Source organism: Companilactobacillus sp. HBUAS59699, from assembly GCF_036913575.1.
Classification (GTDB): domain Bacteria; phylum Bacillota; class Bacilli; order Lactobacillales; family Lactobacillaceae; genus Companilactobacillus.
In genome coordinates this window covers 64,712-80,041 of sequence record NZ_JAYKTV010000007.1, presented here as the reverse complement: position 1 = coordinate 80,041, position 15,330 = coordinate 64,712, and the positions used below count along the sequence as shown (strand labels likewise).

General features: G+C 36.4%; 15 protein-coding genes and 1 pseudogene. 13 read left to right on the top strand and 3 right to left on the bottom strand.

Features of this window, described 5'->3' with window-relative positions; all coding sequences use genetic code 11:
- Nucleotides 1-268 precede the first annotated feature (268 nt).
- From U8519_RS11695 to U8519_RS11685, 3 genes are all read left to right on the top strand, one after another.
- The gene (locus tag U8519_RS11695) at nt 269-823 is read left to right on the top strand and encodes a hypothetical protein (protein ID WP_334330495.1); all 555 of its coding nucleotides are present in this window, start codon (nt 269-271) and stop codon (nt 821-823) included.
- 150 nt (nt 824-973) lie between these two features.
- Nucleotides 974-1,867, top strand: a complete 894-nt coding sequence (locus tag U8519_RS11690; protein ID WP_334330494.1) for a YitT family protein — start codon at nt 974-976, stop codon at nt 1,865-1,867.
- Between the two features lie 42 nt (nt 1,868-1,909).
- Complete coding sequence (locus tag U8519_RS11685; protein WP_334330493.1) at nt 1,910-2,293, top strand: type II toxin-antitoxin system HicB family antitoxin; 384 nt, start codon at nt 1,910-1,912, stop codon at nt 2,291-2,293.
- 55 nt (nt 2,294-2,348) lie between these two features.
- On the opposite strand, the gene U8519_RS11680 is transcribed toward U8519_RS11685, so the two are convergent.
- Both U8519_RS11680 and U8519_RS11675 read right to left on the bottom strand, forming a co-directional pair.
- Entirely contained in the window at nt 2,349-4,958 is a 2,610-nt protein-coding gene (locus U8519_RS11680) for an SLAP domain-containing protein (RefSeq protein ID WP_334330492.1), read from the bottom strand.
- A 263-nt stretch (nt 4,959-5,221) separates the two neighbouring features.
- Nucleotides 5,222-5,878 carry an HAD family hydrolase gene (locus U8519_RS11675; RefSeq protein ID WP_334330491.1) on the bottom strand — a complete coding sequence of 219 codons (657 nt, stop codon included), beginning with the start codon at nt 5,876-5,878 and terminating at the stop codon, nt 5,222-5,224.
- 172 nt (nt 5,879-6,050) lie between these two features.
- Here U8519_RS11675 and U8519_RS11670 point away from each other — a divergent pair, with 172 nt between their 5' ends.
- Nucleotides 6,051-7,205: a hypothetical protein gene (locus U8519_RS11670; RefSeq protein WP_334330490.1), complete on the top strand. Its 1,155-nt coding sequence runs from the start codon at nt 6,051-6,053 to the stop codon at nt 7,203-7,205.
- 39 nt (nt 7,206-7,244) lie between these two features.
- Here the strand turns inward: U8519_RS11670 and U8519_RS11665 are convergent, their stop codons facing one another.
- Nucleotides 7,245-7,589: a helix-turn-helix domain-containing protein gene (locus U8519_RS11665; RefSeq protein ID WP_334330489.1), complete on the bottom strand. Its 345-nt coding sequence runs from the start codon at nt 7,587-7,589 to the stop codon at nt 7,245-7,247.
- Nucleotides 7,590-7,783: 194 nt separating this feature from the next.
- Between U8519_RS11665 and U8519_RS11660 the strand changes: the two genes are divergently transcribed.
- The 9 genes and pseudogenes from U8519_RS11660 (at nt 7,784) to leuD (ending at nt 15,315) form a co-directional block, all read left to right on the top strand.
- Nucleotides 7,784-8,839 carry a hypothetical protein gene (locus U8519_RS11660; protein ID WP_334330488.1) on the top strand — a complete coding sequence of 352 codons (1,056 nt, stop codon included), beginning with the start codon at nt 7,784-7,786 and terminating at the stop codon, nt 8,837-8,839.
- A gap of 12 nt (nt 8,840-8,851) precedes the next feature.
- A complete protein-coding gene (locus U8519_RS11655) occupies nt 8,852-9,472 on the top strand; it encodes a zinc ribbon domain-containing protein (RefSeq protein WP_334330487.1) in 621 nt (206 codons plus the stop codon).
- Nucleotides 9,473-9,486: 14 nt separating this feature from the next.
- Nucleotides 9,487-9,549, top strand: a pseudogene (locus U8519_RS11940) (zinc-ribbon domain-containing protein); the annotation flags it as partial.
- Nucleotides 9,550-9,558: 9 nt separating this feature from the next.
- Nucleotides 9,559-10,137, top strand: a complete 579-nt coding sequence (locus U8519_RS11650; RefSeq protein WP_334330486.1) for a hypothetical protein — start codon at nt 9,559-9,561, stop codon at nt 10,135-10,137.
- 14 nt (nt 10,138-10,151) lie between these two features.
- Nucleotides 10,152-11,300 (top strand): PrsW family intramembrane metalloprotease, encoded by a 1,149-nt coding sequence (locus tag U8519_RS11645; protein WP_334330485.1) that lies wholly within the window; start codon nt 10,152-10,154, stop codon nt 11,298-11,300.
- Between the two features lie 75 nt (nt 11,301-11,375).
- Nucleotides 11,376-11,960, top strand: a complete 585-nt coding sequence (locus U8519_RS11640) for an SLAP domain-containing protein (RefSeq protein ID WP_334330484.1) — start codon at nt 11,376-11,378, stop codon at nt 11,958-11,960.
- A gap of 343 nt (nt 11,961-12,303) precedes the next feature.
- Complete coding sequence (gene leuB, locus U8519_RS11635; protein ID WP_334330483.1) at nt 12,304-13,380, top strand: 3-isopropylmalate dehydrogenase; 1,077 nt, start codon at nt 12,304-12,306, stop codon at nt 13,378-13,380.
- Nucleotides 13,358-14,731, top strand: coding sequence for a 3-isopropylmalate dehydratase large subunit (leuC, locus tag U8519_RS11630; protein WP_334330482.1), 1,374 nt, complete (start codon nt 13,358-13,360; stop codon nt 14,729-14,731). Before leuB ends, leuC begins: the two co-directional genes overlap by 23 nt.
- Complete coding sequence (gene leuD / locus U8519_RS11625; RefSeq protein ID WP_334330481.1) at nt 14,731-15,315, top strand: 3-isopropylmalate dehydratase small subunit; 585 nt, start codon at nt 14,731-14,733, stop codon at nt 15,313-15,315. Before leuC ends, leuD begins: the two co-directional genes overlap by 1 nt.
- Nucleotides 15,316-15,330: the final 15 nt, after the last annotated feature.

Genomic DNA, 15,330 nt, shown 5'->3' with positions numbered 1-15,330 from the left:
GAGATCACAACGCTGCTAAGAACATCTTGGCAAAAGGATTGAAAGAAATAGCTTAAATAAACAGTCCGTTCGGCAACTTGTGGACTATAAAGACCTTGGTAATTACCATGTAAGACCTAAGCTAATTAGGCAACGGTGTATCTAGGTAAATTGTAATGTACGTATTCTTAGGATTACGTATTCTTACAAGCTCGGTACTTTAGTGCCGAGTAGTTGACTAGTAGCCGCATCTTTATTAGGAACTGGAGTTTTTGGAATAACTGGTGCCTTGAGTAATCCAACAAATGTTCAAGCTACGTCGGTTGACTATGAACTTGCTTCGGATTCAGGACCAGTTACTGTTGGGATGTATGTAAATGTCGATGGTCAACAAAAAGAAGTTTGGACACAAGGCGTGGTTTGGGCAAAAAATGTTGGTGATATTGATACTGTTGATGCGCCGTTAGTAGATGGCCATGTTGCCACTCCAAGTAAGATATCGTTCCAAAAGACAACCACTGGTTATAAATTACTGGAGTTGCCTACCTATACTAAGAGTGATCCAAGCGTTGCAGCTAAGAATTCTATTACTAAAACTAGTTACGAGAGTATAACTGTTAAGAATAAGAACGGCGGTTCATATTGCCCAATCGTAGCTTTTTCCAAAACAACTGGTGAAATCTATGACGTAAAGAATCGTGCCTTGATGACGAATACTGACTGGTACTCTGACAAGGTCAAAATCTATGATGGTGCAAAGTACTATCGTGTTGCTACCAACGAATGGGTCAAGGATATTTACTTCGCTGGAGGAATCAGTAGCTGGTATATGGGTTCCAATTAATTAGATAAAATCAGCCTCTTAGTCTGGATACAAAATCCAAGCTAGGGGGCTTTTACTATGCTTAAATTTAATTTAGAATTTCCAATCCCAACGACAATTGAGTGTACACTATGATTAATAATAAATTTTATTATATCAGGAGGGATAGATATGAAACTTAAATGGTGGGACAAGCACAATAGTTTGGAGATACTAATGATAACCATAGGTTGTGCCGTCTATGCTTTTAGTTTGGATATGATTTCGATTCCTAACGGTCTAGCTGATGGTGGATTGAGTGGTATCACGCTGATCATTCGCTATTTTCTTCATATCAACCTTGGCGTGAGTACTTTGGTCCTTAATATTCCACTGATATTAATAGGTTTCAGGTATTTGGGCAAACGTGTTATGATCTATACTCTTTATGGAACAGTTTGTTTGTCATTATTTCTAATGCTCTGGTCACATCAAACTATCATTAAGCCATTGCCGCTGAAACATGATCTACTACTATCATCCCTTGCCGCCGGGGTATTATCTGGGTTCGGTATTGGATTAGTCTTTCGTTACAATGGAACGACTGGTGGCAGTGACATCATGGCACGTGTGGGGCAGTTAAAGTTAGGCATGTCATCCGGTAAGGGGATCCTTATCATGGATTACATTGTTCTGTTCCTATCACTGTCGTATCTAGATATTTATCACATAATGTATTCGCTGATCGTCAGCTTCGTATTGGCAAGGATGATCGATCTCGTACAGGAAGGTCCTAATCGTGCCAAAGCAGTGCTGATTATTTCTGATCGATATCAGGAGATTGCCTATCTGATCGACATTACCCTCGATCGTGGCTGGACATATTTGAATGCGGAGGGTGGACATAAGAATGATCCGAAGCAAATTATTTACTTGATGATTCAGCCGCGCGAAGTGCCGCAACTAAAGGAATTGATTCGATCGGTTGATTCCAAGGCCTTTGTTACGGTACTGGATGCTCATGAGGTGATTGGTGAAGGCTTCAGTTATCAGAGAAAGAGATATCATATTAGTTTGCATAAATAATTAGTGATAGTTTTACGTAATTTCTTATTAGAAGGATATGTCTTGATAAAGTATGATTCAAATACTTTGACAATACGTATTCAGTGCGTATACAGTGTAGAATTTCCAGACGTACCGGATGCTTTAACTTATGGTGATAGTTTAGCCGAAGCATTGGACAGGGCTCCTGAAGCTTTAGGTTTATCATTGTATGAACTGGCAGAATTGCCTAAACCTTCTGACCTTGATGAAGTAAGAAGAGACAATCCTCAGGCGATTGTAAATTTGGTCTGTGTTGATTTGGAAAAAATCAAATTAACAGTCAAGGTGCCATACGTAAGAAAAAATACTTCCTTGCCCGCTGATATTGCTCAAAAAGCTGAAGAAAGAAATATTAACTTTTCAGAGACGTTACTAGAAGGATTGAAACAAAAATTAAAATTGTAGATACCAAAACAGCCATCAAAATTAATTGATGGCTGTTTTTAGTATCAGAAATTTATTAAGCTTTGACAAACTCATCCGTAGCTACTCTATAGTAAGTTTGACCATTGATAACTACTAGCTGATCAGTTTTCCAATCTGTACCAGCTTTTAGTTCTTGTGGTAACAATTGACCTTTACTGTTATAAAGTTCAGTTGTTTTATTTGCGTGATAGATTTGCTTGATTGGTTGATAGGTGTAGGCATCGGCTGCTTTGACCCATTCATCGTTGGCAACACGATACATCTTTTGATGATCGATCACAGCTGATCCATCGCTATACCAATTACTATTTGAACTTAAGTCAGCGTTAAGAGCTTGACCTCTAGAATTATAAAGCATAGTGTCAGCTGCTAAGTGAACCTTGTCTTTTTGAGGTGTGAATACAACGGTATCACTAGCTAAGATGAATTCGGTTGGTGCTAATTCATAGTACTTTTGACCGTCAATAGTTACAGTGTTGATTACCTTCCATTGACTATCAGGAGCTAAGGTAGTAGTTAGTCTCTTACCTTCATTGTCGACTAATTTAGCATCAGAGGCAAAAGTCCAAACGGCTTTTTTACCGTTCATGTGACTGTAGAAGTCGGGTGAAAGTACCCAGTGATCACTCTTATTGATGCGATAATAGGTCTTGCCATGTATTACGATAGAAGCAGTGATAATTTTATTGTTGAGGTTGATATGCTTATCAGCAACTGCTTGACCATTTTGATCGTAAACTTGTACATACGGACCATTATTGTGGTAGTTATCAGATGAAGATGAGGATGAAGTTGAAGAATTATTATTTTCAATAGCGTTATATATCAAATTAATAACTTGTGGATCTTGAGTAAAGTTACCCTTCAGTGAAGTTGTAGGACTGGTCAATTGGTAACCATTGATCTGACTAGTCTTAGTTAGATCATAGGGGTCACCAATATTAGTACCGCTAAGAACGGTTTGAAGAGCCTTGCCATTTTCCATGATTGGTTGGTTATTGCTGTCTAAGTAATTGACAGTAACGGTTGGATGGCTCTGCCAAATAATAGGTTGACCGTTGAGAATGAAGTATTGGAAGGAAACATTACCGTAATTCTTATTGAGGAAGTTATCAGGATTAGAACTATAGCCATAACCTAGATAACCATATGCCAAGACCGAAGCATTTGGAGTAGGATGTTCCAAAACATAGTGATCATTGCCAAGGTTAGTCAAATCTTCTTCAGACAAATATTGTTGAGGAACTGAATTTGAGAAGTGATAGCCACCCGCGAGATCTTCACCATCTAGTCCCAGAACTGGTGGAGCAGTGAAGGTGATCGGATTGTTATCTACAGCGTAAACCGGAGTGTTGTCAATGTGAGCTGGTGTATCAACAACAAGATCGATAGCTGGACCAGTTGTCAAAGGTTTGAGGGGTGTGAAGTCAGTGATATTGGTATTACCAAGGTCTATTTCCATATAATTAGTATAATGTCTGTCCAAACTGAAATTATTCAACCAAGGACTGATAGTTTGGAGTTGTTGGTTAGTTAAACCAGAACCATAGGAAACACCATAATCACCGATTAAAGTAATACTTGATGCATCGGAAACATCTAAGTTATTTAATTGACTGACATCGATTTCCTTAGCATTAGGATTACTGAAATTACCAATAAGCTCAAGTGATGAGAACTTAAGTCCATAGAGAGGACTTAAATCCTCGTCAGCATTGGGATCAGAAGCTAATTTAACCTGAAATTGGACTGGTGCAGTAGCAGGTAGTAGTTGAAGATATTGCATACCATTTAAAGTTTCGACTGCTGGGACATCTGTATCGGAGATGGAATGGGTAGAGCTCTGAGCTGCATAGTAATTAGCTTCACTAGCGGTAAAGCTATTGCCGTTAAAGTGTCTTAGTTCGCCAGCCGTGATTTGTGCAGAATCTGGTAATTGTAAACTGAACTTGATAACATTTTCCATGATTGGATCTGCGAAGCTTATAACTGCACTATCCGGTAGACTCTGCAATTCAGCGAGCGTTGTTGGGTAAGTGATCGGTGTAGTCGTAGTAGTACCGGTAGTATTAGTTGCCGTACTACCTGTAGCGGTATTAGTGGTACCTGTGGTATTTGTTCCGGTAGTGCCAGCAGTATTTGTAGTTGTGTTAGGCGTAGTGTTGCTTGTAGTGCCAGTGAGTGTTGGAGTAGAGGTAATACTATTTGTGGTATCAGCTATTGAAGTTCCGGCGGTGCTAGTAGTTGTATTTGAACTAGTTGCAGTGTTAGTTGCTGCAGTACCGGTATTGGCGGTCGTGTTATTGGTGCCGCTAGTATTAGCTACGGTAGTTGTATTTGCTGTATTAGATGTAGTTGGATCAGCGGCTGCCGTTGTCGTCGAATTATTTGTCGTGGTTGTTGGCGTTGTATTCGTCGCAATCACTGAAGTTGGTACTGAATTATTATTATTATTTGTTGTTGTATTAGATACAGTTACAGTAGGTTGTTGAGCTGCAGCTGTTGTATTTGTAGTTGTAGTGGTGTTAGTGGAATCAGTAGTGGTAGTAGGGTCAGCTTTAACTGTTTGTGAAGCCAGCGGCATGAGAATCATTGCCGAAAATAGTGAAACACCAAAACGATAAGCTAATTTTTTGAATGTCATTTTCAAAGCTCCCTTTCTTTAAGTTCAATTCAATCGTAGTTCCTCGAAAAATAGATACCAAAATATATGATTTTGGTATTTTTTGCTTATAAATATTGATATAAAGGACTTGAATAGACTTTTTTAGTATTTTTATATACGCATTGTCATAGTATTCGGCACGTTCGGTCTCCGGATAGGTATCGTTTAATACATGAGTGGTGGACACAAAAAATAAGACTCAGAAACCAATTTGATTTCTGAGTCTTATTTGTATACAGATATTAAAATAATTTAATTGCTTCATTCAAATTAGGTAAAACTGCTGCGGCTTGCTTAAGTAATTCCTCTCGTGGTTGCAATAAATCAGGCACAGCTACTACATCTATATTAGCTGCCAGTGCTGCTTCAATGCCGCTTTCAGCATCTTCAAAAACAACTGTTTCTTCAGGATCGGCATTAGTAACAGTTAGAGCATGCAAGTAAATATCAGGAGCAGGTTTATTATTTTTTACGTCATCACCACTGATGATGTCAGTGAAGTAGTCTTCAATTCCAACGTTCTTAACATTGACCATTAGGACATCGCGTGTTGATGATGAAGTCACGTAACGATCGATATTTTGTTCCTGTAAGAATTTTAGCAATTCCAGTGCGCCAGGTTTCAAGGCCACTTCCCCGTTTTGGACTTTTTGATGGTAAAGATCCATCGATTCATCGAATATTTTTTGTCCGAGTTCCTTATCGTCGACTAATTTTTGTATTCGTCGAGTAGTGTCAGGGAAGCCCTTGGCGATATAGTGTCTGTTGTCTGCTTCCGTGAAAGGGAAACCGTACTTCTTCAAAGTGGCTTGTCTAGTTGAAAAGTATAGTTTTTCAGTGTCGATCAATAGTCCGTCCATATCAAAGAAGACGTATTTTTTGTTGTGTAGATCTTTCATAAAGTTTTCTCCTTATTCAATCTGTTGGTGTCTATCTTGATTGTACACTAATACTTGAAATTTTTAGTAATCTCATTGTATATTAAAAAATATAATTCAATAAGATTACAAAATGCTGTATAATTTAATTGTTTCAAGGTGATAGGGAGATTATAAATAGGGGGAAAACTAAATGAAGCAGTATTTTACGGGTAAGAATAAAAAGAAAACATGGATAATAGTAGCAGTTGTCATCGTTGTTCTGATAGTGTTTTTTAACTTAGGTACACATAGAGGTGATAACAGTGGTGGAACTAGTATAGCTGCACCTAAGAAAATTTCTTTTGTTAAACAAGCAAGGGAGAATGGGACACATATTTGGTTTTATACTCAATCTGAAAATAATGACATAGCTAAGGATAGCCCTATTTACTATGTTTATATTTTAAAAAATAAACGAATGCAACAGTATAAAATGTTTGATGATAATATAACTTTAGGTAAATTAAGTAAAATGAATAATCAACAGGTTACACAATTGGCTGAGAAGCAAGATAAAAAGTTCGTTACCACCGGTATGATATCGGAAATTAAGAACGGACGAAGTGGAGTAACAACAGATATAACTAGAGGAGACGACGAAACTGCAGATGGAATTATAAACATATTTTCCGTTAATAAAATTGATGAATCTGGGGGTAGTCAAGGAACAGCAATAAAAATTATTAATTCAGATAATTTTAATTATGGCAAAAAACTTCCTGATGGATATGGTAAAGACGAGAGTGGAATAGAGTCGATGGCTCCAGGAATAGTGAAAATAAGTGATAATGTCTATAGAGATTCAATCATCAAACATATCAAAAAATCTAAATATAAAGAACCAAAAAAACAAAGTATTAAAGTAAAAAATATTACTGATAATTCTGGAAACAAAGTAATTAGACAGGAAGTATCATATGATTCTTATGACATGTTTGTTGGTGATCAAGCAGATGAAAATGTATATCATTTAGCACTCAAAAATAAATCAGAATTTTTAAAATTATTGAACTTAAGTCGGACATCATCTTATATTGTTGATCCAAATGATACTGAAGTACTAAATGAAGAAATTACAAGACAGAATCAAGGTAAAGAACTCTATACTAAATTAATTTCAGATCATGTAGACGATATTACAAAAGATATTTATGGTTATCATTCATATTCTAGTGGTCTCACATTAAATGGTCCATTTGTAAGTCAGCAAATATATAACACACGTTTTATTGGATATACTAATAAAGTTGGTTATCTACTAACCAAAGCACAAAACGACAAACAAAAAATTGAATTTGGTAAATAAACAAAAAAATTCCTCATGATTAATTTCATGAGGAATTTTTTATTCGTTAGTTTTCTGACTCAATTTGATAACTTCCAGTAGTCTTTTACTAAGACGCTCACCTTGTTCTGGCTCCAGACCATTCAAGAATTTGGTTAATTGTCTTAAGTTGGGACCAAATTTTTCAGAAGATTTCATGTCCTTGCCATGCATCAATGCATCCATGGTTACACCTAATGCAACTGAAATTTTATCGAGGGTAATGACACTTATCTGTTTAGCAACTCCGCGTTCAATCTTGGATAAATAGTTAATGGTCAGATCACTAAGTTCGGCAAGCTGTTCTTGTGTCATTTTTTGGGCATGACGTTCTCTAGCAATATTGCCGCCTACATTGTTTTTCATACTGCGACCTCTTTGTCTTTATTGTCTTATTTTTAAGGTTAAAGAAGAATAGCCATTGTTTTAAGTTCCTATTAGCACTCATCTAATATAATACCATAAGACTATAATCCGATAGTATATATAAATATGTGGTTCTATTTGATTATAAAATATTGTATAATCAGAATGAATCTTCAGACAGAAGGGGAAGAATTATGAATAAAAAGGGTCTTACAGCGCTGGTATCTGTACTTATGGGTAGTGGCATTTTATTGACAGGATGCTCAATTGGAAATGTTTCGATCAGTGATAATTCTACAAAAACAGAATCACCAAAAAAAACTAATAAAGAGACGAAAGCTGACAAATTAAGAGAAAAAGAAGCTGCTAAAAAAGAAAAGGCCGAGGAATCTAAGCGGGCTAAGGAACAAAGAGGTAAAGAATACACGTATGGAATACCTCATGGTCCTGCATGGATACACGTTTATGCCAATGGCAAAAAAACTACAGCACACATGGATCCTACTAAAATCAATACAGTTAAACTACACGAGAATGATACTGTCAAATTTGGTGGACCCTTACCTTTGGTAGGAAATCTATTTACCAGAGAAATGAATGTTTCTGGTAATTCGAGTAGAGCAAAGATGGATGACGAGGGGAAATTTGATAAGATGTTGTCCCTACAAAGTGTCACTTTTTATGATGATAAAAACGGCAGCATGATATTTTATTCATTAAAGCATTTGGATAACAAGGGTGTGAGTGACAGGGTATTCGCTGATCTTCCTAAGTACTTGGATGCAGCTAGTACAAATGATCCTTCTAAATTACCAAATCAATCAGATGCTTTAGTTAAATCATTAGATGGTACGAATAATCTTCGAGGAGATTCTGCCGCAACTTATCAAGTTATTGAACAATACTTTAATAAAAAATCAGCTCTTCATAAAAACAATGACAATGATTTTCATGCTGATGATGCAACGTATGTTCAAATTCATAATAATAGCGAAACAAATGAGGTCGGTTTAACACAACTGTATGTTCAAGTATTTGCCAAAGTTAAGAAGACGGACACTGATCAACATGAGTTTAGAACGGATGGCGGCCCTAAGTACGGCAGCACAAGCACCGAAATGGAAGATTATTCAATGGAATATCAATTAACGGATGACAATAATTGGGAATTGGTCAATGTTTTCAAGGGAGAGACTTCACCATATTCAATGAATACGTCTGGTTCAAATTGGATCATGCAAAAGAACTAGGGGGAAAATTAAATGCATTGTAGTAATTGTGGAGTAAAGATACCAGCAACTGCTGACTTTTGTCCAAATTGCGGACATAAGGTAGTTAAAGTATCGAAACCTAAAGTAATAATTAAATCTCATAGTAAGAAAAAAAGTCTTATTAAATTAGTTCTTGCGGCAATAGTGATATTGGTGGCCTTTTTAGGTTATCGCTTAGCTTATTTACCGACAGTCGTACGGGCAGATATTCAGAAGTATGGATTCACAGTTCGTGGTTATTCAACTCAAGCTAATGTTTTGAGCAAAACGATAGTTATTACAGCAGATGAACCTAAAGTTTATAACTTAGTAGCCGCCTCAACTAATAATGATTTTTCAACTGCCCAAATTGGTGCTGAAGAGGAGTTAGTTAAGATGGGCAAAGATTTACCTGGAAACTGGACCATCCAGATCATCCAGAATACTAATAGTGATTCGCCAAGAATCATGTGGGAATATTCGAATGGTGAAGAGAGTGTTCGCTATCAGAATTCCAATGAGTTCAGAAGAGCCAAGCAAGCTTATCTGGAATCAGCTGAAGAGAAAAGTGCCAGAAATCAAGAGATTGAATCTGCAGTAGGTGGGCTGATTGGTTCCGTCCTACGTAGATAAGGGGAGGATTCAAATTGTTTTGTCCGAAGTGTGGCTACAAAGTTGAAAAAGGAACAATGTTTTGTCCAAAGTGTGGACAGAATCTTATGAGCAAAAAGAATATTAATCATGCTAAATCAGCAAATGAAAGTGTGGTCAATAAATATCTTCATAATAAGAAGTTCGTCATTGGATTTATAGCTGTGGTAGTAATTTTAATAGCTTATTTTGCAATCTATGTTCCCATGACTGTTAATTCTGTACTTAGTAGAGAGGAATTCACATCTAAAAATGATTATAAAGTTACAACTAATCCATTAACTAAGACAATCCAAATCAATGCTGGTGAAAAAGGAATATATGACATTGAAAGAGGATTGAATAGTTCTGAATTCGGCAGTGCTCCGATTGCTATTGAGTATCGATTGAATAGTGCAGCAAAGGCTATATCTTCTAAAACAATTGGTAATTGGAAGATAAGTTTGACTCAGAATAAGTATAAGGATACAGCACATTTGTTGTGGCAATTTACAGGCACGAGTGAAACGCATCGTTATCAAAATACGTCTGATTGTCATAAGCAACATCAGCTTTATTTACAACGTGATGAGAATGAAGAAGAAAATAATCAAAAGAATAATGAGGAAGCACAAGCTGCAGGTGGTTTATTGGGCTTGTTGTTCTAAATAGGGGAATCAAATTGGAAGAGAAAAATAAAGTGATTTTTTGTACAAATTGTGGGGCTAAAAATAGTACTGAATCTAAATTTTGTACTAAATGTGGTAAAGCATTAGCTGAGGTCAGTGACGAAGAAATCGATAATGATAGTGAATATGTTGAAACAAAGGGATCGATGTTTGATTCAGCCACTTCCAAATTGAATAGTTGGACTGGCGGAAGTGGTGCAGTGGAAGTGAGCTGGAAGGACTTTTTCAGTGAAGTTTTCAAATCACATACCGAGGACGAAGCGGAAGATATTTTTATTGCTGGAACGAAAGATACGACACCAAGTTTGGATGAAGTTTCCAATGAAGAAGTACATCCATGGTTGTTTTCGAGAATTTTAGCGGTCATTATTATTGCGGGAATTCTATTGACAGTTTTAACGCAGTTAAATCAAAGGACGGGTGACTTAATAGCGGCTGACGTGATAATTAGTATCGCTGTACCAATGTCGGCCTTAGTTTTGTTTTTTGAAATTAATGTTTTTAAGAATATTAGTTTTTATAAAATTGGCAAGATAATGTTATTGGGTGGAATCCTGTCATTAATCGTGACAATAATATTAGATAGTTTTACGTCAATCAGTGCTTTGAATTTAATCGGCTCTCTTTTAACCGGATCAATTGAGGAAATATCTAAAGTGCTTATTGCCGCCTTCTTTATTCAAAAACTAAATATCAAAAGGATATTCAATGGATTATTGGTTGGTGCAGCAGTGGGTACTGGTTTTTCGGCATTTGAAAATATTCAATATATTGTTGCATCTACTGGTCAAATTGCTTCGTTTACTGATGCATTTCAGAGAACGCTATTGTCAATTTCTGATCATACCGAATGGTGTGCTATTGCAACAGCAGCACTAATTATTGCTAAAGGTTCACAAAAATTGACAACGAATACTTTTATGGATCTTCGCTTTTTAAAATTTTTAGTCTTGGTTATTTTGATTCACACATGTTGGGACTGGAATTTTTTTGATAATTACACATATATCAGATACGCCATACTTGTGGTAATAACTTGGGTAACGGTCTTTGTGATGGTCCATGCTGGATTACGGGAAGTTAAAGAATTACAGCTGTCCTTTGATGTTGATTTGTCGACAAATAAGGGAGGTGAAGTTTGATGGTACCACTTCTTCGGAAATTCCAATTGGTACGATTTTATCGAAATAATTAAAATATATAGGAGATTAACTATAATGAAATTTAATAACAAATCAGCAGTGGTTATCGCTGCATTGGCTATGGCAACAACAGGAGCAATCACAAGCCTAACTACTAATTCTACACAAGCAAATGCTGCAACAGTAGCAACTGTTAAAGCAGGAGTCACAGCAAAATTGGTTACTTCAAAGGGTGTTTTGATCACTAATCGTGCTCTAGCACCAAGTACACCATGGGTGGTTGGTAAAACAGCCAAGATCAATGGTGAGATTATGTATCAAGTAGCAACTAACGAATACTTAAGAGCAGCTGATTCAACACTGTCAGGACAAGATACACAAACAACAAAACCGGCTCAAACATCAGGATCATTGGTAGCAACAGTTGGTAATACTGCCGCTCCAATGTACTTCACAGCTACAAAGGGTGACCCAGCTAAATATCAAACACTTGCACCTAATACTTCATGGAAGGTACGCCGTGTAGTTACCAATGGTGTTGATACGTATTATGAAGTATCAACTGGTAACTTTATCAAGTCAACTGATTCAACATTAAATGGAACACCTAAGAATTTAGAAACATATCAAGGATTTGAACCATATTTGGGAATGAAATAATTTTTAGGTCTACGTCAAATAGTTTTGATAAATCTAAATCACACCAGAAGTACATCAAATGATGTGCTTTTTTTATGTGAAAAAATTTAAATTAATGTTGAAAATTCTAATTTTAAGTGCTAGTATTACAACCAATCAAACAAAAGGAGGTTACACATATGTTTAATAATAAAATGCAAGTAATGAACAAATCTGTAGCTTCCTTATTGGCCTTATTACTCTGACGCAGGACTCTGACAAATTAATGTCGAGCCCTATTTGCGTTATTGGATGGGGCGAGACTTTTTCAACACCTCATCTAATCGATGAGGTGTTTTTTTATTTTTAATTGGAGGAATCGTTTATGAAGAAATATAAAATTGCTGTTTTATCTGGAGATTATATTGGACCGGAAATAATGGATTCAGGATTAAAAGTATTAAGAGCAGTCAGTCAAAATAAGAATTTTGATTACGAAATAAAAGAATTACCTTTCGGTGGTTCAGCAATCGATCAGTGCAACAATCCTTTACCCGAATCAACCTTAGAAAATTGTAAAAGTAGTGATGCTGTTCTCTTAGCAGCTGTTGGTGGACCAAAATGGGATCAGGCAGTAAAACGACCGGAAGTTGGATTATTGAAACTTAGAAAAGAATTAGAGTTATTCGCTAATATTCGTCCGACTAGTATCAATGAATCAATGCAGTCGTACTCACCAATTGCTATTACCAAGTCAGTTGATTTTGTTATTGTCCGAGAACTGACTAGTGGAATCTATTTTGGAGAACCAAGAGAATTAAATAAAAAAGAAGCCATTGACACTATGCGTTATAACGTTGATGAAATAAAACGAGTCTCTGAAGTTGCTTTTAAAATGGCAATGGAACGAAAAAAACATCTGACATTAGTTGATAAAGCAAATGTTTTAGCCACAAGTAAGTTGTGGCGTCGAGTTGTTGAACAAGTGGCTCAAGAATTTCCAGAGGTCACTTATGACAATAGTTATGTAGATGCGGCTGCCATGAAGATAATCGCTACACCTGAACAATTTGATGTTATTTTAACTGAAAATCTTTTTGGAGATATTTTGAGTGATGAAGCTGCACAGATCACTGGTTCCTTAGGAACGATTCCTTCGATGAGTTCAGGATCTTTTGGACCGGCATTATACGAACCGATTCATGGATCTGCTCCAGATATTGCCGGACGTGGTATTGCCGATCCTATATCAATGATCAAATCAATTGCTATGATGTTGGAAAATTCCTTCCATAGAGATGATTTAGCGCAAGAAATTTATCATTCTATTTATCGGTCAATAAGTGAACACACATCTACACCTGATTTAGGAGGAGACAGTACGACAGAAGAGGTGACAGAATCAATTATTAAAAATATTAAAGAAGGTAGGCAAGAATATGTCAAAAACAATGTTCGATAAAATTTGGGATAAACACGTTATTACAGGTAAAACTGGTGAGCCACAATTAATGTACGTTGATTTGCAATTACTACACGAAGTAACTTCACCACAAGCTTTTGAAGGATTACGAGAGAATCATCGTAAAGTAAGACGACCAGAACGAAATTTTGCGACGATGGATCACAATGTGCCAACGATCGATATTTTTAATATTAAGGACGCCATTTCCAGAAAGCAGATTGAAACATTAGGTAAAAACGCAAAAGAATTTGGTGTCAGATTAGCGGGAATGGGCAGTGAAGATCAAGGAATAGTTCATGTTATTGGCCCTCAATTAGGCTTGTCACAACCGGGAATGATTATTGTCTGTGGGGATTCACACACTGCAACTCATGGGGCTTTTGGTTCAATTGCTTTTGGTATTGGGACTAGTGAAGTTGAACATGTATTAGCTACACAGACAATTTGGCAGACAAAACCTAAAACTATGGGAATTCATATTCATGGGAAATTGCCTAATGGTATTTATGCTAAAGATATCATCATGGGTCTTATCGCACGTGAAGGCGTCTCTTTTGGTAACGGTTATGCTGTTGAATATTACGGAGATACGATTGCAAATATGAGTATGGAAGAACGGATGACCATTTGTAATATGTCGATTGAAGGTGGAGCAAAGATGGGTAGCATTCAACCTGATCAAACGACTTTTGAATATGTAAAAGGTCGTAAATATGCACCTAAAAAAATCGATCAAGCAATCGAATATTGGAAACAATTTAAAACTGACGATATTTCAGCCTTTGATAAAGTCATTGACTTTGATGTCAGTGAATTGGCTCCTTTCGTTTCATGGGGAACTAATCCTGGCATGTCAGTTCCAGTAGATAAGCCTTTCCCAGAAATCAAAAACGATGATGATAAAAAGGCCTATGAGTATATTGGACTCCATCCCGGACAAACTGCCGAACAAATACCAATTGGCTATGTTTTTATAGGATCTTGTACCAACGGTCGTTTATCTGATTTGAAGATTGCAGCAAATATTTTAAAAGGTCGTCACATTGCAGAGTCTGTTACAGCTTTAGTCGTACCTGGATCGCGTACTGTAAAAATTCAAGCTGAAAAATTGGGATTAGATAAAATTTTTAAAGATGCGGGGTGTGATTGGCGTGAGCCGGGATGTTCAGCTTGTTTAGGGATGAATCCTGATCAAGTACCAAATGGAATCCACTGTGCATCAACTTCAAATCGTAATTTTGAAGGACGTCAAGGTGCGGGTTCAAGAACACATCTAGCTAGTCCAGCTATGGTAGCAGAAGCAGCTCTTTGCGGACATTTTGTTGATATTAGAAAGGAAGCAATCTAATGAGACCAATAACTACAATTACTAAGACAAGTGTTCCATTGATGAAAGACAATATTGATACCGATCAATTGATCCCCAAGCAATTTTTAAAAAATATCTTAAAAACTGGATATGGAAAAAATCTTTTTTATGATTGGCGTTATTTGGACGGTGGTAAACCTAATCCGGATTTTGTTTTAAATAAAGATGAATATAAAGCTGCCAGTATTTTGATAACTGGTGACAATTTTGGTTGTGGATCTTCAAGAGAACACGCAGTTTGGGCATTAAAAGATTATGGCTTTGAAGTCGTTATTGCCGGAAGCTTTAGTGATATTTTCTATATGAATAGCACCAAAAACGGTTTACTAGCGATCACTTTACCTCAAAGTGAACGTAATATCTTAGCAAATATTTCTTACGATGAAAAAATCACTGTTGATGTCCCTAAGCAAGAAGTGATTTACAAAAACAAGATATTTAAATTTGCAATGGATCCATTGTGGAAACATAAATTTGTAAATGGTTTAGATGATATCGATATAACGATGGAGTATGAAAATGAAATTAAACAATATGAAATGAATATAGCAAGTTTTAATTAGGGGGAATGCTTTGTG

Bases quoted from the DNA above. Each gene is read 5' to 3' on its own strand.
- leuD (WP_334330481.1), top strand. From the start codon at position 14,731: ATGAGACCAATAACTACAATTACTAAGACAAGTGTTCCATTGATGAAA.
- U8519_RS11655 (WP_334330487.1), top strand. From the start codon at position 8,852: ATGCATTGTAGTAATTGTGGAGTAAAGATACCAGCAACTGCTGACTTT.
- leuC (WP_334330482.1), top strand. From the start codon at position 13,358: ATGTCAAAAACAATGTTCGATAAAATTTGGGATAAACACGTTATTACA.
- leuB (WP_334330483.1), top strand. From the start codon at position 12,304: ATGAAGAAATATAAAATTGCTGTTTTATCTGGAGATTATATTGGACCG.
- U8519_RS11675 (WP_334330491.1), bottom strand. From the start codon at position 5,878: ATGAAAGATCTACACAACAAAAAATACGTCTTCTTTGATATGGACGGA.
- U8519_RS11680 (WP_334330492.1), bottom strand. From the start codon at position 4,958: ATGACATTCAAAAAATTAGCTTATCGTTTTGGTGTTTCACTATTTTCG.
- U8519_RS11690 (WP_334330494.1), top strand. From the start codon at position 974: ATGAAACTTAAATGGTGGGACAAGCACAATAGTTTGGAGATACTAATG.
- U8519_RS11670 (WP_334330490.1), top strand. From the start codon at position 6,051: ATGAAGCAGTATTTTACGGGTAAGAATAAAAAGAAAACATGGATAATA.
- U8519_RS11640 (WP_334330484.1), top strand. From the start codon at position 11,376: ATGAAATTTAATAACAAATCAGCAGTGGTTATCGCTGCATTGGCTATG.
- U8519_RS11650 (WP_334330486.1), top strand. From the start codon at position 9,559: ATGAGCAAAAAGAATATTAATCATGCTAAATCAGCAAATGAAAGTGTG.
- U8519_RS11665 (WP_334330489.1), bottom strand. From the start codon at position 7,589: ATGAAAAACAATGTAGGCGGCAATATTGCTAGAGAACGTCATGCCCAA.
- U8519_RS11660 (WP_334330488.1), top strand. From the start codon at position 7,784: ATGAATAAAAAGGGTCTTACAGCGCTGGTATCTGTACTTATGGGTAGT.